Below are 24,271 nucleotides of genomic sequence, written 5' to 3'. Positions count from 1 at the left end.
GGCGAGGCGATGAAAGATCAAAGCACATTGCTAAGCGTGCGTAATCTGCGCACGGAATTCCAGACCCAGAATGGCCCGGTCAAGGTTGTCGACGGCGTGTCGTTTGACGTGGGCCGCGGCAAGATCGTGGGCCTGGTGGGTGAATCCGGCTCTGGCAAAAGCATGACGGCGCTCTCACTGATGGGACTAGTGTCGTCGCCTCCCGGCAAGGTGAGCGCCGACGGCGTCTTCCTCGATGGAACGAATTTGACGCAGTTGCATCCCGACGAGATGCGACGCAAGCGCGGCCGTGAAGTCTCGATGGTCTTTCAGGAGCCCATGACGTCGCTGAACCCTGTAAAGACCATGGTACAGCAGGTTGGTGAACCGCTCGCGATTCACACTGATATGGGCCGACGTGCCATCCGCGAAAATGTTCTGCGCATGTTCGAAACCGTCGGCATACCGGAGCCGGCGGCGCGCCTCGATGTATATCCGCATCAACTCTCAGGCGGTCTCCGGCAACGGGCGATGATCGCCATGGGCTTGATTTGTGAGCCGAAGCTGCTGATTGCGGACGAGCCGACGACGGCGCTGGATGTAACGACACAGGCGCAGATCCTGCGACTAATGATGGCGCTGCGCGACAGGGTAGGCACGGCAATCATCATGATCACACACGATCTCGGCATCATCGCGGAGATGTGCGACGAGGTGAACGTGATGTATGCGGGCCAGATCGTGGAACAGGCCAGCGTCTTCGACCTCTTCGACCGACCATCGCATCCTTATACAAGGGGACTTCTCGCTTCTATCCCGAAGGCCACAGAGAAGCGCACGACGGAACGCCTGAACAGCATTCCGGGCGTTGTGCCCAACCTTGCGAAACTTCCCCAAGGCTGTCGTTTCCATCCCAGATGCGGCGACGCGATGCCCGTATGTCAGGTACAACAACCCGAACTGACGGATCTCGGCAATGGCCACAAAGCCCGCTGTTGGCTCCACAACAAACAGGGAGGAAAGCTGTGAGCGAGGTCCTCATTTCAATCGACGGGCTTAGCAAGCACTACCCTATCGGAACGAGCTTCTTTGGCCGACAGGATCGGGCGATCCGCGCCGTGGACGGCATAAGTCTTGATATCTACGAGAGGGAGACTTTCGCGCTAGTAGGCGAGTCGGGCTGCGGCAAGACCACGCTGGGCCGCGTAATGCTGCGGCTTCTCGAGCGGACGGCCGGCACTGTGCGGTATCGCGGGCAGGATCTGAACGCTCTCAACGAAACGGCAATGCGGGCGATGCGCAAGAAGCTTCAAATCGTCTTTCAGGACCCGTTCGCATCGCTCAATCCCCGGATGCGCGTCAAGGAAATCCTAGCGGAGCCGCTACGCGCCCATGGCTTCGGAACGGAGGAACAAATCGAGGCCCGCTGCAAGGAACTGCTCGACATGGTGGGGTTGCGCAGGCATCTGTTGCATCGTTATCCTCACCAGTTCAGTGGGGGGCAGCGGCAGCGCATCGGCATCGCCCGCGCGCTCGCCAACAGTCCGGAATTCGTCGTTTGCGACGAGGCGGTGTCCGCACTCGACGTGTCGATCCAGGCGCAGGTGCTCAACCTGCTCCGTGACCTTCAAGAACAGCTGAAGCTGACCTATCTGTTCATCACTCACGATTTAAGCGTGGTTCGCCAGTTCGCCGACCGCGTCGGAGTGATGTTCCTCGGGCGGATGGTGGAGGTCGGAACGACGGAGGAAATCTTCTCGAATCCGCGTCATCCCTACACGATGTTCCTTATCTCGGCGGTTCCGCGCGCCGATCCCCATCAGAGAAACCGCGACAGGCCGATGCTGGTCGGCGACATTCCGAGCCCAATGAACTTGCCGTCGGGATGTCGCTTCCAGGCGCGCTGTCCCTACGCGCAGGCGACCTGCCGGACACAGGAGCCAGCCCTGACCGATCAGGGCGGCCGGTCGGTCGCATGTCATTTCCCCCTGGACCTATGACCGGGGCGTTTTCAGTGCAAAGAAGGAGCTGAGCTTGGATCTGATCGTGTCGCGGGACGGCGAGGGCTGGAAGGCCGAATACGGAGATAAGCAATGGCGTTGCGCCGTCGGCCGTGGCGGCTTGCGCGTAGAAAAAGTCGAGGGGGACGGCGCGAGCCCCATCGGCCGATGGCCGATCCGCCAGGTTTTCTACCGAGCCGATCGAATGGCCATGCCAGCGACGCACTTCCCCTGCCATGAAATCGACAAGTTGGATGGCTGGTGCGATGACCCTTCGCACCCCAACTACAATCTTCAGGTTAAGCTGCCCTTTGCGGCCAGCCATGAGGAGCTCTGGCGCGATGACGATCTCTATGACTGCATCGTCGTGCTGGGGCACAATGACGACCCTCCGATTGCCGGAGCGGGCAGCGCGATCTTTCTTCACATCGCTCGGCCGACCTACTCGCCGACGGAGGGGTGCGCCGCGCTTTCGAGGGAGGATCTCCTGGCCTTCCTGGAGCTGGCGAAGCCTTCCACGCATCTCTGCTTTTCCGACGCGGCCTGACGAAGATCCACGGGCGCAGTCCGCCTGCACCAAGTCATATATCGGGACATAGGATGCAGCCGGCAGCCACAGATTAGGGCCTTGCCGGCTTCGGGCGAGTGTTACTTCTCCCCATAGAGGCGCTCGCGCGAGCCGGAAGCCCGCGCGACGATCATCAGGGAATCGCGAGCTTGCCGACAGGATCAAATGCAACGCCATGATTCTAAGAAGTGCATCACTGCCTTCACCAGGAGCGGCCGCGATCACTGCTATGCAGTTGCTGAAAACGACACCACAGATGCGCACAAACCTCGAACGCAATGTGAAGCATATGCGCGGCGGCTTCCGCAGCCAGGGTTTCGAGATCGAGGATACCCCGGTTCCTATCGTCTCGGTGCGTGGAGACCTGGATCTTGAACGAATTCATGCAGAACTCACCAAACGCGACATCGTGGTGAAGGTCACGCCCGCGTCTGGCTACTCGAATGCGCCTGACGTTTGCCGCGTTTTCACAGCATAGACCGCAGCAGATCGACAGGCTGCTATCATCGATAGCCGAACTTCTGTGAGATTGGGAAAGGCAAGGTCAGTTGCGGCGACGGCCCACCCGTACCCGCAGGCGCCATAGCCTCGCTCCCCCAATCGCGCCGGTGGAGACGCTGCGGCCGCCACCTGGCTGCGCCGTCAATCCCCGTTGCCCTGCGGCATTCGACGCCTGCCGCCTGGGCGACATTCCGGATTTCACGCCGGTTGTCATTTGCTAGACCAAGGTCGATAAAATGAGCCAAAACCCCTTTATGGTCACATCTCTTGTAATTTAGTACCGAAGATTGACCCTCAGCCCGCAAGACAACACCCGCGCACGCGCCGTTGCTGTCCATCGTGCACGGTCTTGACTATCACGCCCGCTCATTTGGACGCTCGATTACGCGCTTTGAAGCACGCAGGCTTTGTAGCGGGTCGGTAAGGGTCACAGCCACTCGGCGCACGACACGACCTCGGCTCCCCGGCTTGGAAAGATTTTGTCCATGAAGAAGTCGTGGACGGTGGGATCGCTATCCGCGCATCCATCACGAAGCACTGTTGTCCGGTAGCCGCGATCAGCAGCGTCGTAAAAGGTCGCGGCGACCATCGCGCTGGTTGCCACTCCAGCGATGGTGATTGCGTCAACGGCATGGGCACGCAGCACGAGGTCAAGGTCTGTACCGGCGAAGGCGCTTGCCCGGCGCTTCAGCACAACGACGTCCTCATGCTTCACCGGTAGATCAATCATGGTACCAGCCGCCCCCTCGTGAAAGCTGTCCCCGGCGTCGAAGAAGGCGGAGAAGAGGTTGCCCGGTGGCAGATCCGCACGGTTCGCTCGGAACGCGATGCGCACGAACACGATGAGGATGCCAGCGGCTCGCGCGCGAGGGAGAAGGTCCGTCAGCGCAGGCACGACCTGCCGTGCGAACGGATAAGCGTCCGTGATACCGCGCTGGATGTCACCGACTATGAGTGCTGTTCCTATGATGTCTGCGAACTCCTTCCTGGATAGAGGTGAACAACCGCCATGTTCCGCGTCCGGTTGCGGCTTGAGCTTGCCTATGGCGCGGGTGCGCAACTTGTCGCCTCGTAACGCCTGGGATCCCACACGGGCATGGAGTCGCCTTGAAGCCCGGCAGTGCACTCTATTTTCTTCGTCCCACGCGTCAAGCTGCTCAATTGGATAGCCGAAGCGCGAAGCGCTTGTTGACCAAAGCGAACAGCCCAAGGACATGACCGCTCGCGCCGCCAGTGTCGGTAAAGTGCTCCTGAATATCGAGGATCGTGTCCTGACCAAGCAGGCCATCCAAAACATAGACGCTTCGCTTCCTGTCGGACTGCTGGGTAGGAGGCTGAAGTAGCCATATTGGTCAGGCAGGTGGCTGTAGAGTTGTGATCCCGGTTCGCTGCCTGGCGCAGATTGGCAGCGCCCCGTTTTGCCGCTGGGTCGCTCGCACGGAAGCACTGTCCGTCAGACGACGGTCGTTACGCGCGCTAAAGGGCTGTCCGCCACTCGGGGCGTGGACAGCACCTCCATGAGCTCCCTCAAAAACGCGCTATCCAAGGGAATTTTTTTGTCCGCGGAGAGTCTACTTTACAGGTCCGATAGAGGCTCAACCCCAACGATCATCGCATCAAGGTCAAACCCCTGCGATCATCGCAGGCATTGGGCTCCGCGGATAGTTAACCCTTGGAGAAGACAATGACACGCTATCTTTCAACACTCGCATGTTCGGGCTTGCTGGGCATTGGAGCGCTCTACGGCGGTGCGTTTGCTGCGCCTCTTCCGAGCTCCATTCCTGACATCATCCCGACGGTCAACGCGGTAGGCGAGGCTTTCCGCGCTCTTCCAACGCAACCGGCGGACAGCGGCATACACAATCTGAGCTGCAGCACCGCTATGCGCTGCGACCAAAGCGGCCTGCAGACAGGCGTCCTCTTACACACGCAAAACGATGATCATGGCGGCGTGCAACTCGTCCGCGGCGGTGGCGGACATGGCGGCGCCGGTGGCGGCGGACACGGCGGCGGCATGGGCGGCGGCGGTATGGGGAGCGGCGGCGCAGCCTCCCACGACCGAGGCGTTGACTCCGGTGGCGGCGACACCTCCTTTGGGTTCGGTCAATATCGGTATCCCTACCGCAATCCCTACTACGGCCCCTGGTATCCTGGGTATCATGCGGGGTATTAGGCGCGCCCGGTAGGGTCGGCCGCCCCTTGCGGTTCAGGCCATCTTTCCGCCAAGCATTGACCCGCCGTCTCTCTCGAGGCGGTGGGTTTTTTGCCTTTCAGGTCATGCGGCTCGGCCGCTTTGTGGTGCCGAACGGAAACGTGTCGTCACTCGCCTAATCGATGCTGTTGTTTATCCTCTACTCTGCCAACCTTAGCGGACTAGGCGGAAGTCAATAGTGTCGAGCGAGGCGCGATAGGGCGGTTGCCGACAAGCTGCGCACGTTGGACGGCGAAATGGACTTGTATGAAATGGCGCCCGTTGCGCTTTGCCAGATAGGAAGCGCGTGCCGAACGTCCCGCGCGTTTTTGGCGCGCCTGGTTTGCATTCAGCTCTTCAGAATCGCGTGACGAAGAGATAAACGGCCGCGCAATAAAGCACTGGAAGCCAGGCCTCCCATGCGATCGTGGCGAGCGACCATATGAAAAGAGCGCCCAGCAACGCCCAAACGACTAAAAGCGCCGGCGCCCCAGAACTCGCAAAACGCAACAGCCTGGGCTGAACGGATTTCCATTCGGGCGGCGCCTCGCGGGGTGCATCGCTGGTCGGCGGTTCGCCCTTCACAATAAATCGCGCAATATCGTCCCAATGGGCCTCTCGAATGCCGGCTTCATGTGTGCCAACTATGAATTTGGCTTCGTGCAGGTCTGGGTGGCGCGTCTCTCCCCGATATTCGTTGAAACCGTCGTATCCGGCGCTTCCGAGGTCGAACATTGCCGGGAAGGTCTGAAACGCCTTCGCAAAAATGGCGACGACCCAATCCTTGGTGGCGACATAATTGAGAACCTTGTCGACCTGCCCGGGCATACTTGCTGATTTGTCGGGCAAGAGTGCGCTCCAAGGAAAGTCGCAACGCACGACGCTGCCCGCAAAAACGACATGATGGAATTTCGCCGCCGGATAGTGCAGCAGGGCGTGCCCCAGGAGATATGTGCCGTTCGAATGTCCGACATAAGAGAACTTTGCTTCGGGATAAAGGGCGCGCATCAACACGTAACGATCCATGAGCCAACCTGTCTTCCAATGGCGGATCCACGGCGCCACGAAAGGAAATATCGCGAAATAGCCATAGGTACCCGTGAAGGAGCGAAACACACGCTGCTCGCGCTCGGCTTGCAGTTTGATGGCGCGCGCGATCTTGTGGGTCCAAAATCCCTTGTCGCGGATGCCATGGATCACGAAAACGACGTCGGAGACCATGCCGTCAGGCGTAGCCGACAGGGTATCGGCCATATGGTTGCGAGCGACGGCGATTTTTCTGAGATCGTCATGACTGTCGCCAGCGGCTTTCGCCAGCAACAGGAACCGCGCCTGATCCGTCAGAGTGAATTCTCGACATGTATCCGCGAGGGATCTGGCGTCCGGCACCAAAACACTGCCGAGCGCGTCCTCAAGCATTTTGCGCTGGTCCTTGTCCGGCTTGCGCATATTTATGGCGCCATGATGTGTGGTGTCCGGCGTCTCGATCAGCACAAAGGACGCGTTGTCGCCCTTGTGGACAACGATATCGACCGCATCATCCGGCGAAACCAGATCATCAATTGCGCCAAGCAGCTGGACCACGAAGATCGGAGGCACAGCCTCGCAAGTGGAGAAGCGGCCCCCTCGACGGCGCAATTCTCGAGCGCGCGCCCCACGCTTTTCCACCAGCCGGCTCGATCTCATCAGGGCCAGCCATTCAAGACGTGTCTGGACAATGAACGGTTGGCCTTGCCGCATCGCATATAAGGTCGGGACAGGCAGTCGAAGCATCGCGGCGATCGCGCAATACCACGAGCCGAGCGTCCAGAATGCCGACTGCAACCAATCGCGAGCAATCTCAGGCGCCCATCCGCGACTCATTCCTGCCAGAAGAATGATCCGCTCAATGCTTCCGGCCCATGTCCTTTCGAGCCGTTTCAAGTCCTTTACGAAAGGGGCCGAGGCAGTCTCGCCGTGCACGACTATGGCGATCTTGCGGGCAATCACAGCCCCACAACTGTAGCCGACCAAAATGAGACGCTCGTAAACGCCGCCGTCGCCCCGCCTCTCGCGATCGGCGAGCGCCTTGTCGATTTCTTCGACGACATCGCGAACGATTTGCTCGACTGGCGTTGTCCTGAACAGACCAAAAAAACCGCCGTATGGCAAAATAGGCGTAAGGATGTCGATATCCTCGGATCGCTCCTCGATCGCTGTAGAAACTCCCTGCATTTCTTCAGGACAGCCATGAGGGCCATGCAACACAATGGCCAGTTCACGTCCGCGTCCGCGTTTTGTCAGCAGGGCTTCCATCGGTTCGCTCCCAAGCGATCAAGAGAGGAAACCGTATGCGAGCACACCGTCTCCCGCGATTTCAGATGGATCGCCATGAGGAGACTTGTTTCCGCAAGGATTTATTCCCGGCCTCGCCGGACTTTGTTAATTCGACGAAGCAGGCCTCTCGCTTGATTTACGGGGGAGTGGGGTTCGACGCCGCCGCATCATGGCCTTTGCATCCTTATCACGAAGATCAATGTCGCCTTCCTGGCAGGGAACAGGTCAAACGGGTTCGTCACTTTAAGAGATCAGTGAAAATCTCATATTTTCAAATCGTTGCATGATTGTGTCGCACTGAGACTTCGGCTGGGAGCTAACCCGCTTCCATGGCCACGTGACGGATTGGGAACTGAACGATTATCTCGAACTTCTAACATACCTTATGCAGGCCCTACGATGTCACCCTCATCGAGCTCGAAGAAGGTCCGCGGCTGCTTACGAACGTCATCGATTCCGACGTCGGCAAGAAACTCTCGCTTGATTTACGGGGGAGTGGGGTTCGACGCTGCCGCATCATAACATTTGCATCCTTATCACGAAGATCAATGTCGCCTTCCTGGCAGGGAACAGGTCAAACGGATTCATCACTTTAAGAGCTCAGTGAAAATCTAATCTTTTCCAATAGTTGCATGATTGTGTTGCGCTGAGACTTCGGCTGCCTTGCCCCCTCGACCCAGATGGACAACCGGCCCCCATCGCCCCTGTCATGTTCACCAATATGGTGCCCGACCTGATCGACGCTTCAACTCGGCTCGCCAGTGCGCCCGGTCTTTGGTCAGGCAGCGCGCCGGAAGCCGTCGCTGCCTTGTCGACCTGCTATCGTCCGCATCGTCTGCTACTGTCCCACCAAGCAACCAGCCTCGATTTTCGTCATCATCTGATCGCTTGCAGAGATGCTTCCCTCAACCTGCTTCCCTATGGTCCGGAACTCGTTGTCGATGCCGGAACCTTCGTCACCTTCTACATGGTGGAGTTTCCACTCAGTGGCCGCGTCGATATCCAGTATGGTGAGCGCTCGCGTATCGTCACGGGTCGGTAGCGGCCTCAACTGTCCCCAGGCGCATATGTGCGCTCCAACTGGCGCGCCGACACGACGCAAATGATGCTACGGCTAAAGCGCGGCTTCGTGGAGCAAGCCTGACGGCGCTTCACAGGTTAGACTGTGCGGCACACCCCAGTTTTTCAGCCTGAACTCCATCTCCAGGCAGCGGCGGGTGGGCGCATCGCACACCTTGTAGGGCTGATGGTCTCGGAACAGCGGCCGCCGGGTCATTGCAGCCTCACGGCTGCATTTCGTTCGCCCGCGCACGCCGTCTCTTGCCGATCTGGCGTTCCAGCAGTGCCGTAGTCTGGAGCGCCACCAGCACGATCGCCGCGCCGAAGATGACGCGACTGCCCGGTACCTCGCCGAAGAAGATGTAGCCGGCAAGAGCCGTAACCATGATCGACAGATAGCCGATGGGCGCCAGCACGCTGGCATCGGCTAGCCGATAGGCACGTAGGAAGCAATACTGGCCGGCCTGAGCGAGTAGCCCGATGGCGAGCAGCGGAGCCCAGTCGGCCGTCTTCACCGGATGCCAGGTATAGATCGCGGGGATGGCGGTGATCACCACGAGGCCCACCGTGTAGAACACCATCATCACGGTGGTGTTCTCCTCGCGCAGCATGCGCGTCTGAATGATGGCAAGCGCGCCGAAGATGATGGTGCCGGCAACCGCCAGCAGGCCGACATTCCACTCGACGCCGCCGGGCGCCAGCATGACCAGCACGCCGCAGAAGGCGACACCGGCGCCGATCCAGCGCAGCCGGCTGATTCTCTCGCCCAGGAAAGCGGCGGCCATCGCCATCGTCACCAGCGGCCGCGAGAAGCTGAGCGCGTTCACGGTCGCCAGCGGCAGCAGGGTGTAGGCCAGGAACTGGCTAGTCAGCGCGATCGCGTTGCAGCTTATGCGCGATATGTTGCGCCAGGGATGGCGCGTGTTGCGGATGTGGTGGCGATGCCGCCAGATCAGCGGCAGTATGAACAAGAGTCCGATCAGGGCGCGGATGAAGACGAGTTGGAAGGCCGGATAGACCACGCCTTGCGCCTTGACGAGCGACGTCATGCCGCCCGCCACAAGCACCATGTCGGCCAGCACCCAGGCTATGCCCTCGCGCTTCGCCCTGCGTGTTGCCTGCTCCGTCTGCCCGGCCATGTCCCGATCACGCGGGCTGGACTAGGTTGGCCATCAGCCGGAACGCGCCCGGCACCAGCCGATCCATCTGGTGGTGCAGCACTAGGCTGGTATGGGTGTGGCGGCCGGAACCAATTTCCGCCGAAACCAGCGCGCCGGTGAGGGGCTGTTCGTTGGCGTCGTGCATGGACAATAGCGGCGTGTAGGCCTCATCCCAGCGCGACGCGAAATAGAGGCCGCGCTCCTTGTCCCAGCCGGTCCAGTCCTCTGCGGTGATCTTGTTGGGGCCATTAAGCAGAATGTGGTCTGGTTCCAGCACGGTGACCTCCGCATCGCGATCGGTGACGCGCCAGCGCAGCGAAGGCGTGCCGATCTCGAGACGGCGGGGCGGCGTCGCGAACGGGTTCCAGCCGTCGCTCGGGCGGTGATAGAGCGTTATGAGGTGGCCGCCATCCTCGACGAACTTGTGCAGCCTCTGCGTGGCCGCGGCGAGGTCCTTGCGCTGACCGAAGGCGAAGATGCCGACGACGATCGTGGTGTATTGAGACAGGTCGCCTGCGAGTTCCTGAGCATCGAGCTCGGCGACATCGAGCCCAATTCTGGAAAGCCAGATGCCGACCCGGTCGGCCCCGCCGCCGACATAACCGATGCGCGCACCTTGCGGCAGCTTCAGGTCGAGCGTCAGCACGTGAAGCGTCTCAGGCTGGCGGTATGTGAGGCGACCGACATGCGCATAAGCGATGGGCGTGAGCCGGAACGCCTCCCTGCCGTCCACATGAGGCGTAACGCTTGTCAGCCCCGGCACCAGAACCTCCGGTGCGCGCAGCAGCGGGCTTTCCGGAGTGCCGGCCAGTGTCCAGCCGCCATCGGCGACGAGGGAAACGGCGATGTCGGAACCATTCACGCGCGGGCTGACAGGCCAGACGCGGCGCGAGCCGTCGATCGGCACGATGAGCGCTTCGGGCTCCATGGAGACCGAATTCGCCGGCTGGACGGCGAAAGGTTCCTCAAGGTCGAAAACCGCATGCGCGGTGTGGTTTCCGAAATCCGCCTCCAGGGCAATATGCGCCCCGCCATTGCCGCCGAGAGCCCACCATGCGGCGGGATAGAGCGACGAATAGGGAGCGTCGCCGGAAGCGGTGACAGTGAAGCTGTGTTTGCTGCCCGTGTTCGTGACTGTCTCAGCCGCCACGCCGCGCGGCAGGACGGGCTTGATGCGCACGGCAGTGTGCGCGCCGTCATGCGCAAGATCGACGGTAAGCGTCGCGGCCTTGCCCGGCGTCAACGTGGCCGGCATCTGCGCTGCGCGCTCGAAAATGCCGGCGGCCTCCACGAGTGCGGCGTCGATCTCCTTTGTCTTGCGCTCCAGCCTGTGGCCGTGAAGCGCGGTAAAGGATGCCGATGCCTGGGCGCGGGCTTCGCCGAGATGGCGGGCAGCATCGAGAAGATGGCCAATGATCGCATCCCGCGCCGGGAAGGCGGCAATGGCCTTGCCGATGGCTTCGTCGGCAACGGTCAAGTTCTCAGCCGCTGATACGGGAAGCTCGTGGCATGCTGCCAGAGTGCCGAGCGATGCAGGCAGATCATCGAGAACAGAGCCTTCCGGTCCCGCTTTTCCGTCCGCGATCAGCAGGTGAAGCGGCCAGCGCGACTTGGCGGTTTCGCGCCAGTGCCCCATGCCCTGCGAGGCATGATAGTAGCGCGACCATTCGCCGATGTGGTCATATTCCACGCCGGTCGCCGGCTCGCGCTCCAAAGCCTCCACCATCACGGTTGTGTCCGGCGGCGGAACCTCGTCGTCATAGGTGTCGCCGCCGCCCGACCATGCCGGCAGATAATATTTAGCGACCTGCCAGGGCGTGAGCCCATCGTCAAAATGTTTGGGAAAGGCGTTCGGATCGGCCGCCAGCCGAATCGCGCTTTCGGCCGCACGCGTCATCGCGCGATGGTGACCATGCTGGCCGGGAACGTCGAGGAAGGTCGGCACGACGATGTCCGGCCTTTCGCTGCGATAGGCGCGCACCAGCCGCTCTACCACGCGTTGTTCGCCCCAGCGGTCGAAAGTTCGGTCACCGTCCTTGGAGAATCCAAAATCGTGCACAGGGTCGTCCGGGCCGTGGCCCAGCCAGACCACGTCGGCGTCGAGTGCGCGAGCGGCTTCCTCCATCTCGCGCGTGCGCAGCATGCCGAGCGCGCCGAGGCGCTCGGGCCCGAGCGAGTTCTGCCCGCCTTCGCCGCGCGTCGAGCAGGCCACGATGACGCGCATGCCCAGCCCCAGCCGCAGATAGGCGAGCAGCCCGCTCTGCTCGTCGTCGGGATGCGCGCCGGTGTTCATCATCGTGACGGTGGATATCAGCCGGCTCAGCGCGCGGTGAAGCCGCAGCAGCGCCGGGTTCGCCTTCTGCCGTTCGATGCGTTCGCGTGCGGTGAGCATGGTCTGTCCTCCCTCAGCCTTCGGGTTCTGAAAGTGCTGCGGCCGATGTTTCCAGTTTCGGTGTGGTGATTTCGAAAAGCGGCAGCGCGGCGGCCCCCAGCGCCGCAGTATATTGCCCGGTCTGTCCGCGCAGCACGCGCGGTAATGAGCGCGCGCGGCGGCTGGCGACGGAGATGGGCAACTGGCCCATGCGCGCGATGATCTCGTCGATAACGGCGTCCGGCAACGTGCCGCCGAGCACGATCGTTTCCGGGTCGATGATGTTCTCGATCATGCCGATCATGGGGGCCAGCCGGGTCGCGGTCTCCTCCATCCATTCCACCAGGATGGGGTGGCGCTCGGCATGCAACCGCACAAGGCCGGTGAAGTCTCGGCGCTCCATGCCAGCTTCGGTCAGCCGTTCCTGCAGCGCATGTAGCGATGCATAGCGCTCCAAGCAGCCGTGCTGGCCGCATGGGCAGGCCTTGCCGTGCGGCACGACCACAATATGGCCTATCTCGCCGGCATTGCCGAAGGCGCCGCGATAGGGTGCGCCCTCCTCGATCATGCCCATGCCGACGCCGGCACCGAAATAGATCATGGCGAAGCTGGAGATGGAGCGTCCCGCGCCGAACAGCCGTTCGCCCACGGCGGCGGCGGTCGCGTCGTTCTCCACGATCACCGGTTCGCCGCAGGCCTCGCCGATGAAGGCTGCTACGTCAATACCGGCCCAGCCGGGCAGGGTGGTGGGACCGACCGAGGTCATGCCATCGATCTCGAAAGGACCGGGCATGACGACACCGAGGCCGAGCAGAGGCGCGGGGAAGGCGGACCTTACGGTTTCCATCTCCGTGCGCAGATGCGCGACGACCTGTCCGGGGCTCGCGTCCGGCACGGCCGTGATCCGCCGCGAGCGCGGATGCCCGGCAAGGTCGAGCACACTCGTGACCATGTGATCGGCTGCGATCTCGACGCCCATGGTCATAGCGCCGCCCGGGTTGACCGCGAACTGGATCGGTGGCAGCCCTCGGCCGGAGCGCAGCCGACCGGTCTCCATCAGCAGGTTCTCGCCGACGAGTTCGTCGACGATGTTGGCGATTGCCTGCGCGGTAAGCTGGGTGAGCCGGGCGATCTGCATGCGGCCCAGCGAGCCGTGCTGGCGCACGGCGTCCAGAACGACTCGGCGATTGTGATCGCGGGTGCGCTCCGGGTTTTTGCCCAGAGTGACCTGATGCGTGCCGCCGGATTGAAACATTGTTCCGGTCATCCTGCCCCTCCGCAAGATTGATAGCGCCGAAACGACTCCATCCACAACAGATTAATTCAAGTAAATTATCTTATTGACAAAAGACGTGCGGCAGGGAACCGTAAGCGGAAAGTGTGCTGGCATTTGCCGCCAGCCGCGAGGCATGGTCCGCACAGGCGGACAGGCTAAAGATGGCCGGGTTTTGCACGGGGCATGCCGGGCCGAGGGGATGGATATGCCGGCACGCGGGGGACCCCGGTGAGGCGAGCTGGAGGTTGATATGCGCAAGATTTTGTTTGCCGGTCTGCTGGCGGGATTCAGCGCCCTGGCGCTCAATGCGGCGCAGGCCGTCGAGATCGAATACTGGCAGTATGTGTTCGACACCCGCGTCAAGGCGATGGACAAGCTGATCGAGAATTTCGAGAAGGCCAATCCTGACATCACGGTCAAGCAGACGACCTTCCCTTATGCCGACTACCAGACCCGCGTGATCGCTGCGAAGATGGGCGGTCAGGGTCCGGACGTCATGCAGCTCTTCTACGGCTGGCTCGACAAGTTCGTGGCCGGCGGCATCCTGCAGCCGCTGCCAACAGACGCCTTCCCGCATGACAAGATCGAAAGCGAGTTCTTCCCGATCGTCAGCGCCATGAAGCGCGGCGACGACTATTACGGCCTGCCGACCGCCGTGCGCTCGCTCGCCCTGTTCTACAACAAGAAGCTGTTCACCGAGGCTGGCCTCGATCCGAACAATCCGCCCAAGACCTTGGACGAGTTCGTCGCAGCGGCCGAGAAGATCGCCAAGCATGATGCCACCGGCAATCTCGTCGTCGCCGGTTCCACGCTCGACATGGGCGGCCAGGACCACCAGTGGTGGCGCGAAGTGCTGATCCGCCAGTTCGGCGGTGAGCCCTATACCGACGGCGACCGCAAGGTGAGTTACAACAACGAGGCCGGCGAGAAGGCGCTCAAGTTCTACACCGACCTGCAGATGGAAAGGAAGATCGGCCAGGCCGGCTTCATGGACGAGGGCCAGGCCGCGTTCCGTGCCGGCATGGCCGGCATGACCATCGACGGCACCTTCCGTCTCGGTGCCTTCAAGTCCATCGAGGGCTTCGAATGGGGCGTGACCGAATTGCCGGCCAGTGCCGAGGGCGTGCGCTCCAACTATGCCAGCTATTTTGCCAACGGCATCAGCGCCAAGACCGAAGGCGAGAAGCTGGAAGCAGCCAAGAAGTTCCTGGCCTACATCTCGTCACCCGAGGCGATGGACATCTGGCTGAAGGAAGTGGGCGAGCTGCCGGCACGCCGCGCCGCCGCCATGACCGACGTAAACCTGGCCGACCCGATCTACGGGCCGTTCCTCAAGGGGCTCGAATACGCCCACACCACCATGTTCGTGGATGAACAAGGCCAGCGCCAGAACACCATGGACATGACCAACCGCGTTCTGCTGGAAGGCCAGTCGGTGAAGGATTCGCTGGCTCAGGCGGCCGAGGCCGAGCAGGCCATCATCGACGCCGCGAAGCCGTAAGGCATCTCGATGTCGGCGACGACGGCTGAAGGGCAGGTGGCCGCGAGCCGCCCCGGCGGTTCCTTCTGGGACCGCCGCTCCATGCGGACGAAGCGGCTGGTGTGGGTGTGGAGCTTCCTCGCCCTGCCGATCCTGTTCTATTCGGTGATCCGCTTCTATCCGACGATCGAGGCCTTCTGGCTGTCGCTCACCAACTGGGACCTTCTCAAGCCACCGAGGTTCATCGGCTTTGCCAACTACAAGAAGCTGTTCGCCGATCCGCAGTTCTGGAAGGTGTTCAAGAACACCTTCGCCTATCTCGTCGTCGGCACGCCGATCAGCCTGCTGCTCTCCTTCGTCATCGCGTATCATCTCGATCGCGTGCGGTTCCTGCACGGGCTGATCCGCGGGCTCTATTTCCTTCCCTATCTCACCACGGCCGCCGCTATGGCCTGGGTGTGGCGCTGGTTCTACCAGCCCGCGCCGATCGGCGTGATCAACAACGTGCTGGGCACGCTCGGCATCCCGCAGCAGCCCTTCATCCGCTCGGTGGATCAGGCGCTGCCGTCCATCATGGTCACCGCCATCTGGGCCGGGCTCGGCTTCCAGATCATCATCTTCATGGCGGGGCTCAGGGCAATCCCCAACACCTTCTACGAGGCCGCGCGCATTGACGGCCTCGGTGAATGGGCGATCCTGCGCAAGATCACGCTGCCGCTGTTGAAGCCCACCACGGTGTTTCTGGTGGTGTTCTCCTCCATCGGGTTCCTGCGCATCTTCGACCAGGTCTACAACATGACCACCAACGACCCCGGCGGGCCGCTGGGCTCGACCAAGCCGCTAGTGCTGATGATCTATCAGACCGCCTTCTCCTCCTACGCGATGGGCTACGCGGCGGCGCAGACGGTAGTGCTGTTCACCATCCTGCTCGTGGTGTCGTTGCTGCAGCTTTGGATATTGAGGGAAAAGAAATGAGCGCCGTGACGCAGACATCCGGCGGCCCGGCGCTCTCGCACGCCAATATCCGGCCCGGCCGCATCCTGGCGTGGACGCTTCTGTTCATCGGTGGCCTCGTCATGGTCACGCCGCTGGCCTTCATGTTCTCCACGTCGCTAAAGACGGCCGGCCAGGTCTACGATCTGCGCCTCATCCCGGCCGCGCCAACGCTCAACAACTACATCGCCATCCTTGCCGACGGGCGCTTCGTACGCTGGTTCCTCAATTCGATGATCGTGGCGGTCGCCGTCACGGCGTCCAACGTGTTTTTCGACAGCCTCGTTGGCTACACGCTCGCAAAGTTCGAGTTCCGCGGTCGCTACTTCATCTTCCTCGCTATTCTCTCGACGCTGATGATCCCCACCGAGATGCTCGTCATCCCGTGGTATCTCATGTCGAGCAAGCTCGGCTGGCTGGACAGCTACTGGGGCATCATGTTCCCCGGCATGATGACGGCCTTCGGCACCTTTCTGATGAAGCAGTTCTTCGAGGGCGTGCCCAACGACTTCCTCGAAGCCGCGCGTGTCGACGGCCTAAACGAATTCCAGATCTGGTGGAAGGTGGCGCTGCCGCTGGTTACCCCGGCGCTCTCGGCTCTTGCCATCTTCACCTTCCTCGGCAACTGGACCGCCTTTTTCTGGCCGCTCATCGTCACCACCAGCCGCGAACTCTACACCCTACCGGTCGGTCTCTCGAGCTTCGCCGTGGAGCAGTCCATCCAGTGGGAGATGATCATGACGGGCGCGGCCATCGCCACCCTGCCGACGCTTATCGTCTTCATCGTCCTCCAGCGCTACATCGTCCGCGGCGTCATGCTGGCGGGCCTCAAAGGCTAACCGGAAATGTCAGAACCAAACCCAAGGCTCGCCGACAATAGCGTATTTCCCGATCCCGTTTACAAGGAAACAGTGCTGCGGCCGCTGTTCGATGGCGCCAAAAGCCATCATGTCGAGGGCTTCCGCAGCATCGACCGCGCGCATCTGGTGATGCTGGTCGAAACCTGCATTCTCGACCCTAAGCAGGCTGGGGCAATCGCCTCCGCGCTCGAAGCCATCGATCGCGAGGTCGATCCCTCGACGCTGGTTTACACCGGCGAGGTCGAGGATTATTTCTTCCTCATCGAGAAGGAGCTGAAGGCCCGTCTCGGGCCGGATGTCGCCGGCCGCCTGCATACGGCGCGCTCGCGCAATGACATCGACCACACGCTGTTCAAGCTCGGCCTGAAGCATCGTATCGACGTGCTGATGGTCAAGGCGCGGCATCTGCTCGCCACCTTGATCGACGCTGCCGAGCGCGAGAAGGACACGCTGGTGGTGGCCTATACGCACGGCCAGCCGGCGCAGCCCACCACGTTCGGCCACTATCTTTCCGCTGCCATCGAGGTGCTGATCCGCGACATCGAGCGCTTCGCCGAGGCGCGCGAGATCGTGAACCTGTCGCCCATGGGCGCGGCCGCCATCACCACGTCGGGCTTCCCGATCGACCGCCAGCGCGTGGCGCATCTGCTCGGTTTCGCCGCGCCGCTGCGCAATTCCTATAGCTGCATCGCGGCGGTCGACTACGTCACCTCGGCCTATTCGGCCATCGAGCTGATGTTCGTGCACCTGGGCCGTCTCATCCAGGACTTCCAGTTCTGGACCGCCTTCGAAGTCGGCCAGATCTACGTGCCAAACGCCTTCGTGCAGATCTCCTCGATCATGCCCCAGAAGCGCAATCCGGTGCCCATCGAGCATATGCGCCTGCTGGCCAGCCAGACCATGGGCCGCGCCCGCACCGTGCTTGGCGTGATGCACAACACGCCCTTCACCGATATGAACGACAGCGAGGGCGAGACCCAGGCGATGGGCTACGAGGCCTTCGTCGCGGCAGGCCGCGTGCTCGACCTTCTGGCGGCTTTCGTCGCCGCGATCCGCATCGACCCGGCCCGGGTGGCGGAGAATATCCGTCGTTCCTGCATCACCATCACCGAGCTTGCGGATTCGCTGGTGCGGCTCGAGGGGCTTTCCTTCCGCCAGGCGCACGAGATCGCGGCGACCGTCGCCAAGGCCGTGGTCGCCGCGGGCGGCGGGCTGGAAAGAGACGGCTACGAGCCTTTCCTCGCCGCGTTCCGGCAGTCGACAGGCTGCGAGCCTTCCTTCGGCCGCGACACCTTCGAGGAGATCGTTTCGCCAGCCCATTTCGTCGCCGTGCGCGACCGCTTCGGCGGGCCCGCCCCCGCGCCGATGGCCGAGGCGCTTGCCGCCTATCGTGACAAGGCGGCTTCCTTCGACAAGGCTGCGGAAGGCAACGCCGCGCGCGAGGCGGCGGCCGCGCGTGAACTCACCGAGAAATTCAAGGCCCTGGCAGAGGTGTCCTGATGGCAACCATCGAACTTGAAAAGCTGGTCAAACGCTACGGCAAGGTCGAGGCGGTGCGCGGCATCAACCTCTCGATCGCCGATGGCGAATTCGTCGTCTTCGTCGGGCCGTCCGGCTGCGGAAAATCCACCACACTGCGCATGATCGCGGGTCTGGAGGATATTTCCGGCGGCGCGCTGAAGATCGGCGGCGACGTGGTGAACGAGCGCGAGCCCAAGCAGCGCAACATCGCCATGGTGTTCCAGAATTATGCGATCTACCCACATATGACGGTGCGCCAGAACATCGGCTTCGGTCTTTTCACGTCGAAGCTCTCCAAGGCGGAGAAGAATGCGCGCATCGACGAGGTGGCGCGCATCCTCGGCCTGGAAGCCTATCTGGAGCGTCGGCCGGCAGCGCTCTCCGGCGGCCAGCGCCAGCGCGTCGCGATCGGTCGCGCCATGGTGCGCAACCCCTCAGCCTTCCTGTTCGACGAGCCGCTTTCCAACCTCGACGCGCAACTGCGCGCGCAGATGCGTATCGAAATCAAGCGCCTGCACCAGCGGCTGAAGACCACGACAGTTTACGTCACCCACGATCAGGTCGAGGCCATGACCATGGCCGATCGCATCGTGGTGATGCGCGACGGCAATATCTTGCAGGTCGGCACGCCGACCGAGCTTTATGAAAGCCCGGTGGATGTCTTCACGGCGCGCTTTATCGGCAGCCCGTCGATGAACCTGCTCAAGGGCCGCAGGAACGGCGATGGTGTCGCGCCCGCTGCCGATGGCGACATCCTGATCGGCGCTCGTCCGCACGACCTCATCGCGCAGACCGGCTCCGACAAGGTGGATGGCGGGCTGCATCTCGAAGGCACGGTGACGGCCGTCGAGCCGCTCGGACCGGAGACGCTGGTGCATCTCGACATCGCCGGGGCGCAGGTCATCGCAACCGCGCCGGCCAAGCTTATCCCGGCCACCGGCTCCAGCCTTGCCTGCCGCGCCGCGCCCGGCAGCCTCTATCTCTTCGACGGAAAGACCGAGAGGGCGCTCGGCCGGCAGTGATCGCAGGCCCTAGGCGCGACCGGACCGGTCGCGCCATCCTTGCTCATCCCTCCGCCAGCAACGACGCGATTGTACAAGCGCATTAACGATCTGGCCAAGATGTTCAGGCCGATTATTTGCGGGTGGATCAACTACTATGGCTGGTATCACAAATCGGCCCTTTCTCGGGCATTGATGCATCTCGACCTTCGGACTCAAGAGCTGGGGCCGTTGCGCGTCCTTGCGGGATGCCCGGCCTTCGAGCCGCCATCAAAGTTTGCTTCGAATTCGCGCCTGAGCTCATCCTCTCGCTTCAGATAACGGGAGGAAAAATGCATCGGCACGGCACGGACCACGCCTGCCGCACGGGCGATACGTCCGGCCTGTGCGGCGGTCAAATGGCGCCTCGAAGCGGCCAGCGCTCGATCCTCGTCGAGGTAGCCGGCCTCGATGAAGAACTGCCTGGCACCCCGCGCCAGCGCGACGACGCGGGCCACGTTCTCCGGGCTGTAAATCAGGTCGGTCGCATAAGCGATCCGCTGCCCGGGACCGGTCGTCAGTGCCTGGGTGGCCAGCAGCTCAGCCAGCGATATCTCTCGACGGCCGGCCGCAATTTTGGTGTCAGGCGCATCGCCGCGCCGCACAGATCGCTTGGCCTCGGTCAGCCAGGGCCCAATGCGCAGGCCGAGCTGGTCGAGCCGCGATTTGCGCGCATCGACCCTGATTTTCTCCTGCAACGCGAACGCAAGGCTGGGGATTCCGTGATCCAACATCGCCCCTTCGACACGAAACTCGTCATCCTCGAGAAGCACGCCAGATGGCAGCCGCGGCGGTTCGCTCTCCTCGCGCGCAAAGCCCGCCCGAGCCATGAAAAGACTGCATCGCACAAACCCGGCCGGGGCCCAGTCGGCGACGGAAATCACCAGATCAGCCGAATGTGTGCCGAGCAGGTTCCAGGTATATGCCCTGAGCTTGGCTTCGACCGCATCTCCGAGCCCCGGTGGGCCGGTCAAATAGAGACTGGTTGGCTGGTAAAGCTGCGACCGAAGCAATCGATCAAAGCCCACGAAATGATCCATGTGCATGTGCGAGACGAAAACATGGCTCACCCGCACGATCTCGCGGCCGGAAAGCGGCGTCAGGTATCCCAGGTCGAACAAAAGCGCGCGGCGTCGGTAGCGGAAATCGAGAAACAGGACAGGATCGGAGAACGGCTCGTTTACGAGTTTCGGCTGAATGAGGTCGGCCATGCCCCAGATCCAGGACCGCTGCGGCTGGTCACAGGCCAGCCAGCGCGCTAATCTTGCCTGCCATGATGAAATCGTTCTCGTGCAGCCCCTTGATCTTGTGGGTCTGTAGCGAGACGGTGGCGTAACCCCAGCCGAAACAGAGGTCGGGATGGTGGCCTTGTTCCTCAGCAAGTCGGCCAACCTTGTCGATGAAGCCCAGCGCTTCCCGGAAATCGGCGAACTTGAACTTGCGGCGCAGCCAGCGCCCGTCGTCCTGCAACTCCCATCCCGGCGTCTGGGATAGGTAGACCGCCGCCTCCTCCTGCGTCAGCGGTATAGTGCCGCCCCGGCACGGGGTGCAAACCTTTTGAGCTAGACTTTCAGCCATCCCGTCCTCCCTTCGCCTCCCGGCAATCTCACCGGCTCGGGAATTTGTTCGTATAGTGGGTACGGAGGAACTTGCGCCGCTGCTCGGCAAGATGCCTGTTGCCGACCGGCGCCGACCCTTTGGCGGCTGTCCTCCGTGGCCCCGGTTCGGCATCGGGCTTCTGTTTCGTATGCTTGCGCATGTCATCTAAGATGTGTAGCGAAGCCATCTCTTCAAGGGACGACCTTCACTGCCTCGACGCCTTGGCACGATGGAGGGCGGTGACTGGCTCACTCGCCTGAATTCTACGGCGGCTGCCTAACTTCGGCACGCGACGGACAACGTGACATTGCACGCTTGTTTGATAACAATGACGATAGAGTTCGTTCGAGGAACAGGACAATAAAAGTCCTCTTCTCAAGGTGGGGGATATATGGCGCACGTGCCGAAGCAAACGCAGGAGCCGGGTATGATTCCGCACTCCCTGCTCGATACCACCGGTATGCCGGCTCGACAGGCTTTCGCTCTGTGGCACGAACAGATGGGCTCCCTGGGAGACATTCGACTGTCGCGCGATCTCGCCGATGGCTTCGAGGCCCACGTCGAAGCCTTTTTACTCGGCAACATGGTTCTGTGTGTCTCGCGTTCGATGGCACAGACCTTTGACCGCTCCCGGTTTCGAATCGCTCAGGATGGCGTTGATCACTATGTCCTGCGGTTCTTCGCGCGAGGCAACGTTTTCTGTCGCAAGCGCGATCTGGACTACAAGTTGGGCTCCCAGGATCTGCTGTTTCACGATCTGAGTGCCGTGATGCGGACAGCGATTTCGGATGTCGAAGCCCTATCTCTTATCGTTCCGCGTTCGATGCTTGCGCCGTTGATAAAGGATCCTGACGCAACGGGTTCGCGTGTCTTGCGTGGTGACGGCAATATTCTGACGGAACTGCTGCACGATCACCTGTGGTCCCTGTTCCGCCTCGCACCCGGCATGAGCACGGCCAATGCGGCGGCTCTGATACGACCCACGCTCGATCTGACGGCTGCAGCCATCAATGGCACGGTCGCGGAGGAAGCTATGTCCGGTGTCGAGACATGTCTGGTCGACGCCATTTGCCGTCATGTGCATTTGAACATTCTGGATCGCGACCTTTCGCCGGCGACACTTGCTGCTCGTTTCGGCATTTCCCGGCGCAAGCTATCCTATCTGTTTGAGGAAAGGGGTGGGATCTCAGCCCATATCCAAACACAGCGCCTTCATCTGGCGCGGCAAGTGCTGGCCGATCCGGCAGAGCGTAACCGAACGATTGGCGACATCGCAGAGAGGTTTGGCTTCGCCCACAGACCCAACTTTAGCCGCGCCTTTGAGCGGGTCCATGGGATGAGTCCGCGGCAGGTTCGTGCATTTGCGCTGGCAAAGAAGCCTCTGGTCCAGGATGGGTCCCATTTCTCGTGGCACGAGTGGATCAGACAACCAAGAAGTGCCCTCGCGTCGATCTGAAAGTCGACTTGGCCCGGTCCAGCGACATGCTCGCTTGCGCATAAGGATACGTTTTCGAGCAATATTTGCTCGCCGGGCTTCTTCTCGGCGCCGACCATTCACGGATGTTGATTTCCTCGTCCCTTGCTCGCACTGGACAGGAGAAAGGCATCTTTGCGGTGATTGGCATTGGCTTTGCAGCGGGTGATTTTTGTCGGGTTGCTTCTTGGCGGCGGGGCTGTCCCGGCCCTGGCTCAGGATGCCGGCTCTCTGTTGCGGGAGCAGCAAAGGCGCGAGGAATTGCAGCGGTTCGAGCGCCTGCCTGAAGCCGAAGCGGCGCAGCCAGCCGAACCTCGGATCGTCGGTCCGGAAAAGGGCGAGACGATTATCCTGAAAGACCTGCGCTTCGCCGGCAAGGTCGAAATATTGCCCGAGACGGAGGGCGCCCGCATCGCCACCGAGGCGAGGGGAAGGCGTCTCGGCATCGCTGGCATCAAGGCGATCGCCGACGAGGTAACGATCGCCATCCAGAAGTCCGGCCGCTTGCTAGGCTACGCCATACTGCCGCCGCAGGACATCACCGAGGGCGTCGTCACCGTCCAGATCGTCGAAGGCGCGTTGGAGGATATCGAGTTCAAGCGCCAAAGCGGCGTTCGCATTCGTGAAGCGCTTCTGGAGCGGATCGCCCAGGCCCGTATTCGCACCGACAATGTCGAGGAAAAGGATCTCGAGGCGGCGCTGCTGCGGATGAACGACCTGCCAGGCGTGACGGCGCGCGCCAGGCTGATGCCGGGCAGCACACCGCATTCCAGCAAGCTGGTGGTCGGCGTGGAGCAGACGCCGATCCTCTCCGCTACGCTGTGGGGTAACAACTTCGGTGACCATTCGACCGGCAAGGCGCAGGGCAACGCGTCAGTCAACGTCACCGACCTCAGTGGCTACGGCGACCTGACGCAGCTGACCGGCACCTTTTCCGAAGGGCAGAAATTCGGGCAGGCCGCGTTCAGCATGCCACTGGGTGCCAGCGACTTCACATTCAATGCCGATTATGCCTATCTCGATTACCGCAACATCGACGCTTTCGGCGCGCTCCTGGGGCTCAAAGGCAACGCCCGATATGCCGGCACGGGGCTTGATTACAGCCTGATCCGCTCGCGCAATCTCAACCTATGGCTCTCCAGCGAGTTGAACTGGAAGGCGTTAGTTGACGAGAGCATCGTCGGGCGACTCCAGGACAAGCGCTCGCTCTCCGGCACATTCGCAATCAATGGCGATGCGCGCGATCTTCTTCTTGGCGGCGGGCTGACAAGCTGGTCGCTGGGCTGGACTTATGGCGATCTGGATCTGTCGCGGGTGGACAGCGCGGCCGAGGCCGACCGGGCCGGATTGAATACGCAAGGCTCGTTCAACCGGCTGAACCTGCAAGTGGCGCGACTACAGAAATTGCCGGGCGATTTCTCGCTGTTTGGACGCATCTATGGTCAATGGGCGAGCAAGAACCTCGATTCCTCCGAGGAATTCGCGCTTGGCGGCCCCTATGGCGTGCGTGGCTGGCCGGTGGGCGAGGGGCGCGGCGACTCTGGATTCATAGGAACGGTCGAGCTTCGATACGACGCGCCGGTGCGACCCGACTGGGGGCAACTGCAACTCGCTACATTCCTCGATGCCGGCCGTATTTGGGTGAACAAGGACCCGAACGGCGTCTTGCCGCTCAACGCCTGTGACTGCAACGACTTCGCGCTAGCCAGCGCAGGCCTCTCTGCCAGCTGGACCCGTGAGAATGTGAGCTTCTCAGTCTCCTGGGCGCATGCGCTGGGCGGCAATCTCGGCCGATCGATCATCACAGGCAATAATGCGGACGGAACCGCCCGCAGCCAGCAGTTCTGGCTGCAGGGCTCGATCAGTTTCTAGGAATCCTGAGG

21 protein-coding genes and 1 pseudogene are annotated in these 24,271 nt (G+C 61.9%); 13 read left to right on the top strand and 9 right to left on the bottom strand.

Going from position 1 to position 24,271, the window contains the following annotated elements; genetic code table 11:
- Nucleotides 1-9 precede the first annotated feature (9 nt).
- The 4 genes from M2281_RS14220 to M2281_RS14205 all read left to right on the top strand — a co-directional run bounded on the left by M2281_RS14220 (nt 10) and on the right by M2281_RS14205 (nt 3,025).
- The gene (locus M2281_RS14220) at nt 10-1,008 is read left to right on the top strand and encodes an ABC transporter ATP-binding protein (RefSeq protein ID WP_280821786.1); all 999 of its coding nucleotides are present in this window, start codon (nt 10-12) and stop codon (nt 1,006-1,008) included.
- On the top strand, nt 1,005-1,979 hold the full coding sequence (locus M2281_RS14215) for an ABC transporter ATP-binding protein (protein WP_280821785.1): 975 nt from the start codon (nt 1,005-1,007) through the stop codon (nt 1,977-1,979). The genes M2281_RS14220 and M2281_RS14215 overlap by 4 nt, the downstream gene beginning before the upstream one ends.
- Before the next feature lie 34 nt (nt 1,980-2,013).
- Entirely contained in the window at nt 2,014-2,526 is a 513-nt protein-coding gene (locus M2281_RS14210) for a L,D-transpeptidase family protein (RefSeq protein ID WP_280821784.1), read from the top strand.
- 250 nt (nt 2,527-2,776) lie between these two features.
- Entirely contained in the window at nt 2,777-3,025 is a 249-nt protein-coding gene (locus tag M2281_RS14205) for a hypothetical protein (RefSeq protein ID WP_280821783.1), read from the top strand.
- A gap of 450 nt (nt 3,026-3,475) precedes the next feature.
- Here the strand turns inward: M2281_RS14205 and M2281_RS14200 are convergent, their stop codons facing one another.
- From M2281_RS14200 to M2281_RS14185, 4 genes and pseudogenes are all read right to left on the bottom strand, one after another.
- A complete protein-coding gene (locus M2281_RS14200) occupies nt 3,476-4,108 on the bottom strand; it encodes a cysteine hydrolase family protein (RefSeq protein WP_280821782.1) in 633 nt (210 codons plus the stop codon).
- A gap of 100 nt (nt 4,109-4,208) precedes the next feature.
- Nucleotides 4,209-4,509 (bottom strand): annotated as a pseudogene (locus tag M2281_RS14195) (Tn3 family transposase); the annotation flags it as partial.
- Between the two features lie 460 nt (nt 4,510-4,969).
- On the bottom strand, nt 4,970-5,155 hold the full coding sequence (locus M2281_RS14190; RefSeq protein WP_280821781.1) for a hypothetical protein: 186 nt from the start codon (nt 5,153-5,155) through the stop codon (nt 4,970-4,972).
- A 441-nt stretch (nt 5,156-5,596) separates the two neighbouring features.
- A complete protein-coding gene (locus M2281_RS14185; protein ID WP_280821780.1) occupies nt 5,597-7,534 on the bottom strand; it encodes a hypothetical protein in 1,938 nt (645 codons plus the stop codon).
- A gap of 730 nt (nt 7,535-8,264) precedes the next feature.
- Here M2281_RS14185 and M2281_RS14180 point away from each other — a divergent pair.
- Nucleotides 8,265-8,597: a hypothetical protein gene (locus M2281_RS14180; protein ID WP_280821779.1), complete on the top strand. Its 333-nt coding sequence runs from the start codon at nt 8,265-8,267 to the stop codon at nt 8,595-8,597.
- A 241-nt stretch (nt 8,598-8,838) separates the two neighbouring features.
- Here M2281_RS14180 and M2281_RS14175 read toward each other — a convergent pair whose 3' ends face one another.
- The 3 genes from M2281_RS14175 to M2281_RS14165 are packed head-to-tail and all read right to left on the bottom strand — an operon-like array spanning nt 8,839 to nt 13,412.
- A complete protein-coding gene (locus tag M2281_RS14175) occupies nt 8,839-9,753 on the bottom strand; it encodes a DMT family transporter (protein WP_280821778.1) in 915 nt (304 codons plus the stop codon).
- A 7-nt stretch (nt 9,754-9,760) separates the two neighbouring features.
- Entirely contained in the window at nt 9,761-12,166 is a 2,406-nt protein-coding gene (locus M2281_RS14170) for a PIG-L family deacetylase (protein WP_280821777.1), read from the bottom strand.
- Nucleotides 12,167-12,179: 13 nt separating this feature from the next.
- Complete coding sequence (locus M2281_RS14165) at nt 12,180-13,412, bottom strand: ROK family protein (RefSeq protein WP_280821776.1); 1,233 nt, start codon at nt 13,410-13,412, stop codon at nt 12,180-12,182.
- Nucleotides 13,413-13,671: 259 nt separating this feature from the next.
- Here M2281_RS14165 and M2281_RS14160 point away from each other — a divergent pair, with 259 nt between their 5' ends.
- From M2281_RS14160 to M2281_RS29220, 6 genes are read left to right on the top strand one after another with little or no spacing between them, the layout of a single operon-like run.
- Nucleotides 13,672-14,922, top strand: a complete 1,251-nt coding sequence (locus tag M2281_RS14160; protein WP_280821775.1) for an extracellular solute-binding protein — start codon at nt 13,672-13,674, stop codon at nt 14,920-14,922.
- 9 nt (nt 14,923-14,931) lie between these two features.
- Nucleotides 14,932-15,876 (top strand): carbohydrate ABC transporter permease, encoded by a 945-nt coding sequence (locus tag M2281_RS14155; RefSeq protein ID WP_280821774.1) that lies wholly within the window; start codon nt 14,932-14,934, stop codon nt 15,874-15,876.
- Nucleotides 15,873-16,733 carry a carbohydrate ABC transporter permease gene (locus M2281_RS14150; protein ID WP_280821773.1) on the top strand — a complete coding sequence of 287 codons (861 nt, stop codon included), beginning with the start codon at nt 15,873-15,875 and terminating at the stop codon, nt 16,731-16,733. Before M2281_RS14155 ends, M2281_RS14150 begins: the two co-directional genes overlap by 4 nt.
- Before the next feature lie 6 nt (nt 16,734-16,739).
- Nucleotides 16,740-18,254, top strand: a complete 1,515-nt coding sequence (gene argH, locus M2281_RS14145; RefSeq protein ID WP_280821772.1) for an argininosuccinate lyase — start codon at nt 16,740-16,742, stop codon at nt 18,252-18,254.
- Complete coding sequence (locus M2281_RS14140) at nt 18,254-19,297, top strand: ABC transporter ATP-binding protein (protein WP_280821771.1); 1,044 nt, start codon at nt 18,254-18,256, stop codon at nt 19,295-19,297. The genes argH and M2281_RS14140 overlap by 1 nt, the downstream gene beginning before the upstream one ends.
- Nucleotides 19,298-19,336: 39 nt before the next feature.
- Entirely contained in the window at nt 19,337-19,597 is a 261-nt protein-coding gene (locus tag M2281_RS29220; RefSeq protein WP_425537724.1) for a group II intron maturase-specific domain-containing protein, read from the top strand.
- Here M2281_RS29220 and M2281_RS14135 read toward each other — a convergent pair.
- Both M2281_RS14135 and M2281_RS14130 read right to left on the bottom strand, forming a co-directional pair.
- Nucleotides 19,492-20,526, bottom strand: coding sequence for a ribonuclease Z (locus tag M2281_RS14135; protein WP_280821770.1), 1,035 nt, complete (start codon nt 20,524-20,526; stop codon nt 19,492-19,494). The genes M2281_RS29220 and M2281_RS14135 overlap by 106 nt on opposite strands.
- A 28-nt stretch (nt 20,527-20,554) precedes the next feature.
- Entirely contained in the window at nt 20,555-20,893 is a 339-nt protein-coding gene (locus M2281_RS14130; RefSeq protein ID WP_280821769.1) for a 4a-hydroxytetrahydrobiopterin dehydratase, read from the bottom strand.
- Between the two features lie 412 nt (nt 20,894-21,305).
- Here M2281_RS14130 and M2281_RS14125 point away from each other — a divergent pair, with 412 nt between their 5' ends.
- Nucleotides 21,306-22,370: an AraC family transcriptional regulator gene (locus tag M2281_RS14125; RefSeq protein WP_280821768.1), complete on the top strand. Its 1,065-nt coding sequence runs from the start codon at nt 21,306-21,308 to the stop codon at nt 22,368-22,370.
- A gap of 168 nt (nt 22,371-22,538) precedes the next feature.
- Nucleotides 22,539-24,260 (top strand): ShlB/FhaC/HecB family hemolysin secretion/activation protein, encoded by a 1,722-nt coding sequence (locus M2281_RS14120; protein ID WP_280821767.1) that lies wholly within the window; start codon nt 22,539-22,541, stop codon nt 24,258-24,260.
- The last annotated feature ends 11 nt before the right edge of the window (nt 24,261-24,271 follow it).

The organism is Pseudaminobacter soli (ex Li et al. 2025), assembly GCF_029892515.1.
Classification (GTDB): domain Bacteria; phylum Pseudomonadota; class Alphaproteobacteria; order Rhizobiales; family Rhizobiaceae; genus Pseudaminobacter; species Pseudaminobacter soli_A.
This window is presented reverse-complemented; position numbering and strand designations above follow the sequence as displayed.

Coding starts and splice junctions, on each gene's coding strand:
- M2281_RS14130 (WP_280821769.1), bottom strand. CDS start 20,893: ATGGCTGAAAGTCTAGCTCAAAAGGTTTGCACCCCGTGCCGGGGCGGC.
- M2281_RS14155 (WP_280821774.1), top strand. CDS start 14,932: ATGTCGGCGACGACGGCTGAAGGGCAGGTGGCCGCGAGCCGCCCCGGC.
- M2281_RS14185 (WP_280821780.1), bottom strand. CDS start 7,534: ATGGAAGCCCTGCTGACAAAACGCGGACGCGGACGTGAACTGGCCATT.
- M2281_RS14205 (WP_280821783.1), top strand. CDS start 2,777: ATGCAGTTGCTGAAAACGACACCACAGATGCGCACAAACCTCGAACGC.
- M2281_RS14125 (WP_280821768.1), top strand. CDS start 21,306: ATGGCGCACGTGCCGAAGCAAACGCAGGAGCCGGGTATGATTCCGCAC.
- M2281_RS14150 (WP_280821773.1), top strand. CDS start 15,873: ATGAGCGCCGTGACGCAGACATCCGGCGGCCCGGCGCTCTCGCACGCC.
- M2281_RS14160 (WP_280821775.1), top strand. CDS start 13,672: ATGCGCAAGATTTTGTTTGCCGGTCTGCTGGCGGGATTCAGCGCCCTG.
- M2281_RS14135 (WP_280821770.1), bottom strand. CDS start 20,526: ATGGCCGACCTCATTCAGCCGAAACTCGTAAACGAGCCGTTCTCCGAT.
- M2281_RS14140 (WP_280821771.1), top strand. CDS start 18,254: ATGGCAACCATCGAACTTGAAAAGCTGGTCAAACGCTACGGCAAGGTC.
- M2281_RS14175 (WP_280821778.1), bottom strand. CDS start 9,753: ATGGCCGGGCAGACGGAGCAGGCAACACGCAGGGCGAAGCGCGAGGGC.
- argH (WP_280821772.1), top strand. CDS start 16,740: ATGTCAGAACCAAACCCAAGGCTCGCCGACAATAGCGTATTTCCCGAT.
- M2281_RS14220 (WP_280821786.1), top strand. CDS start 10: ATGAAAGATCAAAGCACATTGCTAAGCGTGCGTAATCTGCGCACGGAA.
- M2281_RS14165 (WP_280821776.1), bottom strand. CDS start 13,412: ATGACCGGAACAATGTTTCAATCCGGCGGCACGCATCAGGTCACTCTG.
- M2281_RS14180 (WP_280821779.1), top strand. CDS start 8,265: ATGTTCACCAATATGGTGCCCGACCTGATCGACGCTTCAACTCGGCTC.
- M2281_RS14170 (WP_280821777.1), bottom strand. CDS start 12,166: ATGCTCACCGCACGCGAACGCATCGAACGGCAGAAGGCGAACCCGGCG.